This is a genomic window from Desulfosarcina sp. (genome assembly GCF_055467485.1).
On sequence record NZ_JBUOIV010000120.1, the window covers coordinates 1 to 5,909 of the forward strand.

6 protein-coding genes are annotated in these 5,909 nt (G+C 55.5%); all 6 read left to right on the forward strand.

All coding sequences use genetic code 11. From position 1 onward, the window contains the following. On the forward strand, positions 1 to 455 hold a 455-nt coding region (locus ACZCED_RS24660; RefSeq protein WP_464862088.1), incomplete at its 5' end, for a TrmB family transcriptional regulator sugar-binding domain-containing protein. A gap of 146 nt (positions 456 to 601) precedes the next feature. Beyond that, the gene (locus ACZCED_RS24665; protein WP_464862089.1) at positions 602 to 1,465 is read left to right on the forward strand and encodes an MBL fold metallo-hydrolase; all 864 of its coding nucleotides are present in this window, start codon (positions 602 to 604) and stop codon (positions 1,463 to 1,465) included. A gap of 190 nt (positions 1,466 to 1,655) precedes the next feature. Next, positions 1,656 to 2,612 carry a dimethylarginine dimethylaminohydrolase family protein gene (locus ACZCED_RS24670; RefSeq protein WP_464862090.1) on the forward strand — a complete coding sequence of 319 codons (957 nt, stop codon included), beginning with the start codon at positions 1,656 to 1,658 and terminating at the stop codon, positions 2,610 to 2,612. Beyond that, positions 2,609 to 3,085: a pyridoxamine 5'-phosphate oxidase family protein gene (locus ACZCED_RS24675; RefSeq protein ID WP_464862091.1), complete on the forward strand. Its 477-nt coding sequence runs from the start codon at positions 2,609 to 2,611 to the stop codon at positions 3,083 to 3,085. Before ACZCED_RS24670 ends, ACZCED_RS24675 begins: the two co-directional genes overlap by 4 nt. A gap of 557 nt (positions 3,086 to 3,642) precedes the next feature. Further along, positions 3,643 to 4,866 carry a M20 family metallopeptidase gene (locus tag ACZCED_RS24680; RefSeq protein WP_464862092.1) on the forward strand — a complete coding sequence of 408 codons (1,224 nt, stop codon included), beginning with the start codon at positions 3,643 to 3,645 and terminating at the stop codon, positions 4,864 to 4,866. 54 nt (positions 4,867 to 4,920) lie between these two features. Then, the gene (locus ACZCED_RS24685; RefSeq protein ID WP_464862093.1) at positions 4,921 to 5,694 is read left to right on the forward strand and encodes an SDR family NAD(P)-dependent oxidoreductase; all 774 of its coding nucleotides are present in this window, start codon (positions 4,921 to 4,923) and stop codon (positions 5,692 to 5,694) included. Positions 5,695 to 5,909 lie beyond the last annotated feature (215 nt).

Sequence of the window (5,909 nt, forward strand, 5' to 3'; positions counted from 1 at the left end):
AAGAAGTCATATCCAAAGCCGGGGACATCATTGATTCCGCCCGGCAGGAGTTGTACCTGCGCCTGTTTCCCCAGACCTGGCAGCGCTTGCGAAGTCATATCGATTCTGCCGTCCGGCGGGGTGTCGGCGTCCGCTACATATCCATGGGGCCCATGGACATCGTTTATGACATACAGGTTTTTCATCCGGGTCATCACCGGATCAAGAACAAGCTCGGTGGGGAATCCATCGACATTATCGCCGACAAGACCGAAGCCCTCGCCGGCATATTCCAAAAGGGCAAGATCAATCACTCCCCCATCATCTGGTCCCGCAACCACTGGTTCGTGACCGCCAACCGGGACAGCCTGCGCCACGATTTTTACCATTATTTTTTAGACAAGCTCTACGAGCAAGGGCAATCACTTTCAGCCCGCGACAAAAAGATATACGCGTTTATCAAAGCCGACGAATAATGTATCGATACCCTAAAAATCATCAGCGCCCAGAAAAGCAAAAACATAAATCTTAAATTTTCAATCTTTAACATTCATTTCAGGCTTCGCCGGGTTGGGCATCGGCAACTGGATGTCCCATCAAGCAAAATAGGAGATATACGAGCATGTATCAAAGTATGTGGCCGGACGTTCTGCCGAGGGCCGGCAACCGGAGATTGGAAAAGCTGGCGAGCCTGTCGCCCTGGTTCGAGATTTACCGGGTCAGCGAGGGCGTATTCGCGATGCTGGAGCCGGGCCATGCGGAGGAGGCGATCTCCTACCTGATCATTGGCAGCAAGCGTGCGGTCCTGCTCGACACCGGCATGGGCATCGCCGACCTCAAGGCCGAAGTCAACCGGCTGGCGGATCTGCCGGTGGTGGTGGTGGTCACGCATGGCCACTATGACCACATCGGCGACAATCACCGTTTCAGCGAGGTGTGGGCCTTTGGCAGCGACAGCGACGTGGCCCGCATCGAGCAGGGCAAAAGCCGCGAAGAATGCACCGGCTACATGGCGCCCGGCTGCTATCTGGAATTGCCGGCCGGCTTCGACCCGGCAGCCTATGAGATCCGGCCTTCGCGGGTGACCCGCCGGCTGCAACACCTGGAGGTCATCGACCTGGGCAGGCGCACCCTGACGGTGCACCACACCCCCGGCCACACGGCCGACAGCATCTGTCTGATGGACAGCCGCGACAAATTGTTGTTTACCGGCGACACATTTTACCCGGGCATGTTGTTTGCCCACTTTGAAGATTCTGATTTCGCCGTGTATCGCCGATCGATCGACTACCTGGTGGACCTGCTGCCTGGGGTGAACCATCTCTGCCCGTCCCACAACGAGGCTTACGTTGAAAAAACAGCCCTTATCCGGGTGCAGGCGGCTTTTGAACAGATCGTTGCCGATAACGCAGCCTGTGAAATCGAGGGCAAAGTCCGGGTTTACCGGTTCGATGGATTCGGTCTGATGGTGCCGGATTGGAATTGAGGGATCGGGGAATTGGGGGATTCAGGGATTGAGGGATTAAGAAATTGAGGAATTAGATGGACGGACTACCTTCAATTCCCGAATTCCTGAATTCGCATTTCCTCAATTGTATACTGCCAAATTATTGAATCCTGACACTCGAAGCCCGAAAACGGAAACCAATGTTGCATTGAAAGGAGGAAATTTTTCAATGTCTAAAATGAACCCATTTAAAGCCACTTACGGCGGTGACGACTGGTCGCCGCGCACCCGGAGCCTGCAGCAGGAGCTGGGCAGCCTGTGGGGTGCCTGCGGGATCGACAGCGAATGGGCACCTCTCAAAAAGGTATTGCTCCACGCGCCCGGCGAGGAGCTGAAGGCATCCCTGGACGATTACGATGCCGTCCAGATGCTCGCGTCGCTCGATGTTGCCAAGGCCCGGTCCCAGCACGAAGACATGGCGGCGGCATACGAAAAATTGGGCATCGACGTGTTTTACGTGAAGCCGGACGAAACGGCCACCCCCAATCAGATGTTCGTGGCCGATCTGATGGCGGCCACCCCAGAAGGCGTTATCATTGCCCGGCCCGCCTCCACGGTGCGCGCCGGCGAAGAGCGCTGGGTGGCGCGGCGTCTGGCCGACATGGGGGTGCCCATCCTCAAATCGGTGCGCGGCACCGGCACCTTCGAAGGCGCCGACCTCATGTGGCTGCGGCCGGAGGTCGCCATTGTCGGCCGGGGGCTGCGGACCAACGACGAAGGTGCCAACCAGGTGGAATCCATTTTGACGGAAATCGGGGCTGAAGTGGTTGAGGTGGATCTGCCCTACGGGTCGATGCACCTGATGGGCATGCTCCGAATCGCCGACAAGGATCTGGGCCTAGCGTACCCCAACCGGCTGGTTCACAGAGCGGTGGAGGCCGCCAAACACTGCGGCCTTGAGGTGGCCTTCGTACCGCTTACCGAAGAGCTGCGCACCGGATCGGCCTTTAATTTTGTCTGTATCGGGCCGCGTGAAATCCTGATGCCGGCCGGCAATCCCCGGACCCGGTCCTATTACGAGTCGCTGGGCATCCAATGCCACACGGTGGATGTCAGTGAGTTGAGAAAGGCAGCCGGGGCCATCGGCTGTCTGACCGGCATTGTCGAAAGGGAGTTAGTGCGATGAGAAGAAAAGACAAGGAAATCACAGACCCCCAAAAAATAGAGGCGATACTGAAGAAGGCTCAGATTTTTCACCTCGGCCTGCTGGACGGCGATCGCCCCTATATTGTCCCCCTGAACTTCGACTATGCCGCCAACACCGTCTATTTTCACTGTGCCCGGGAGGGCAAAAAAATCGATCTGATCAAAATAAACAACACGGTCTGTTTTCAAACCCAAATCGATGTGTGGGTCTTAAACGCCGATCATGTCCCGGATTGTACGACGTACTATCGAAGCGTGATCGGCTGCGGCAAGGCCTATATCATCGAGAACGCCGCGGAAAAAAAGCAGGCCGCCGACATAATGATGGACCAACACCTGCCGGAAGATGTAAAAGGACGCAAGCATCAATACGGAACCTGTATGAAAGACGTCTGCATGGTGAAAATAGAGATCGAATCCATGACCGGGAAGCAAACCCTGCCTGAGGACTGAAGACAGAGGTCAGAGGTCAGAAAACAGATGACGGAAGGTAGAAAAAAGTAGTTATTTGTTATTCGTTATTGGTTATTGGTTGGAGGCAATCGGGGTTTGGGAGAAGATGACGGAAGGCAGATGGCAGAACAGACCTTTGGTCTCTCACATGAAACTTCCTTAAAATCGAACCCCAGCAGGCTGGATCAAAAAAGTAGTGGCGGGGTTTATCCCCGCCTAAACGGCGGTTCCGCCGTTGTCCAAAATTGAATGTGCCATGTAACTTTTTCAGATGAATTGCGGCCAGGTTCTGGCGGGGATAAACCCCGCCGCTACATTGGCAGCTCTTTAGTCATTTTTTAGACAGGATTAGCTGGATTTACAGGATAATTATTTTTCCTGATAAGGAAACTATCTTGTTGATCCAGCCTGCCGGGCGAAGCATTTGTGCGGAGACTGGTTGATCCTGTCAAAAAAATATAAATAGACCGTTCGACAAATAAGCTCACGACAAACAGAATACCATAATTCGACATTCGTCAATCGACATTCGACATTCGACATTCCTGGGGGTTTCCATGCCAAATATTGCCGACTATATCAGCGAAGACCGTCTCATCCAACTCACCCGGACGTTGGTGGAAATCCCGTCCGTCACCGGAAAGGAGCATGCCCTGGCCGACTGGGTGTTTGACTATATGAATTCCCTGGGCATGGACGCAGTCAAACGCTTGCCGGTGGAGGATGCCGGCGATACGATCGTCTCCTGGTTTGACGGCTCCGGGGAGAGCCCCGGGATGCTGCTGCTGTTTCACCTGGATACCTTCGATGTCTGCGACGGCTGGGACAGCGATCCGTTTAAAACCGTGCGGAACGGCAATCGGCTATACGGCCTGGGAATCCATGACATGAAGGCCGGCGCCGCCTGTATCTTGGGCGTGCTGGAGGCCATCGTTGAGTCCGGGGCCGAGCTGGGCGGGCGGCTTTACATCGTTGCCACCACCGATGAAGAAAACTGGTCGCGCGGCGCCCATGAAGTCATCAAGAGCGGTCTGCTGAGGGATTGCAGCTGCGGATTGAACCCGGAGCCCACGGCGCGCCGGGAGGTTCGCATCGGCCAGCGCGGCCGGCATTTATTTCATCTGACCCTGAAGGGGAAAACCATCCAGGCCTCCTATGACCATGACGAGGGCGTCAATGCGGTGGTGGACGCGGCCAGGCTGGTGACCGCGCTGGATCAGGTCCCGCCCCAGGCCCTGGGTGTCAACGAAGCCTACAACATCACGAGCAACCTGGCGGTCACATCGATTCAGGGCGGGTCCACGATGATCCTGATTCCGGAACGGGCCCACGTTTACCTGGAGCGCCACACCATCCCCGGGCAGACCGCCGAGTCCGAGGCGCAATTGCTGCGCCAGGTGATCGCGCAGTCGCAGATTAAATCCACGGTTCAGATCCAGTGGGACGACCGTCCCACCCCGGCGCCGACCGCCTACCTGGTAGCCGAAGATGCCGCCATCGTCAGGCAGATCGACCGGCAAATCCAGGTTGAATTCAACCGGCCGCCGAACTTTGTAATCGGCAGAAGCGTGAACGACGCCTCCCATTTCACGGTTTACGGCGGGATCCCCATCCTGCTCTACGGACCCCAGGGGGGCAACACCTGCAAGGCCAACGAATACCTGGAAGTGGATTCGCTGGTCCCCACTACGAGGATATATCTGAATACGGTGCTGAGCATGTTAGGTGCTTCGTCTCGAGGTACTGGAGTTGGCGCATTTGAGCCTGGAGAGTTGGAATAATTAAAGTGCTATGACCAGGATTTCAGCTTACATCTAACAAAAGGAGACACACAGATGCCCATGCAGACGAAAAATGAGTTTGACCTGTCCGGAAAAATAGCCGTCGTCACAGGTGCCGGCCGCGGGCTGGGCCATGACATCAGCCTTGCACTGGCCCGCTACGGTGCCCACGTTGTTGCCTGCAGCCGAACCGAATCGGAGCTGAAAGCGGTGGCGAAAAAAATCCAGGCCATGGGAAGGCAGGCGCTACCGGTTTCGATGGATGTATCGGATATCCACAGCATCCGCCCCATGGTGGATCGTGCGGTTGAGGCCTTCGGCCGCATCGACATTCTGGTCAACAATGCGGGGATCAACCGCCCCCAGCGGGCGGAGGATGTGACCGAAGACAACTGGGACCAGGTGATGAACACCAATCTTAAAGGGCTTTTTTTCTGTGCCCAGGCCGTGGGCCGGGTGATGATCTCTCAGAAAATGGGTAAAATCATCAATATTTCATCCGATGCCGGTACGGTCGGAATACCCGGGCGGGCAGCGTATTGTGCCAGCAAAGGCGGGGTCAATCTGGTCACCAAGGTTCTGGCCATCGAATGGGCGCAGCATCATATCAATGTCAATGCCATTGCGCCCGCATTTATCGAAACCCCGCTCACCGAACCCATGCTGAAAGATCCGGCCTTTAATCAATATGTTCTTGAGAATACCCCGCTCGGCCGCGTCGGCAAACCCAAAGATGTGAGTTCTGCTGCGGTTTTTCTGGCATCGAAAGCCTCGGACTACATGACCGGACATATCATGCTGATCGACGGCGGCTGGACAGCCCACTAAGTTTCATCGCCATCGGCAAGGAAAAATTAGGGGCATAAAAATATAACTTTGGGAAGGACATGGGGGTCGCATCTCAAATATTAAGTATTTTCCTTCTGATTCGATCGTCTCGCCCCAAGACAACACCGCCTGCGACGTCATCGGACGGATTCTCAATTTTTTCGTTTTCAACCGACTCGACAAAATCACGGTATCTTTTTTTCGCGGTGTCTCTG

Coding starts and splice junctions, on each gene's coding strand:
- ACZCED_RS24665 (WP_464862089.1), top strand. CDS start 602: ATGTATCAAAGTATGTGGCCGGACGTTCTGCCGAGGGCCGGCAACCGG.
- ACZCED_RS24670 (WP_464862090.1), top strand. CDS start 1,656: ATGTCTAAAATGAACCCATTTAAAGCCACTTACGGCGGTGACGACTGG.
- ACZCED_RS24675 (WP_464862091.1), top strand. CDS start 2,609: ATGAGAAGAAAAGACAAGGAAATCACAGACCCCCAAAAAATAGAGGCG.
- ACZCED_RS24680 (WP_464862092.1), top strand. CDS start 3,643: ATGCCAAATATTGCCGACTATATCAGCGAAGACCGTCTCATCCAACTC.
- ACZCED_RS24685 (WP_464862093.1), top strand. CDS start 4,921: ATGCCCATGCAGACGAAAAATGAGTTTGACCTGTCCGGAAAAATAGCC.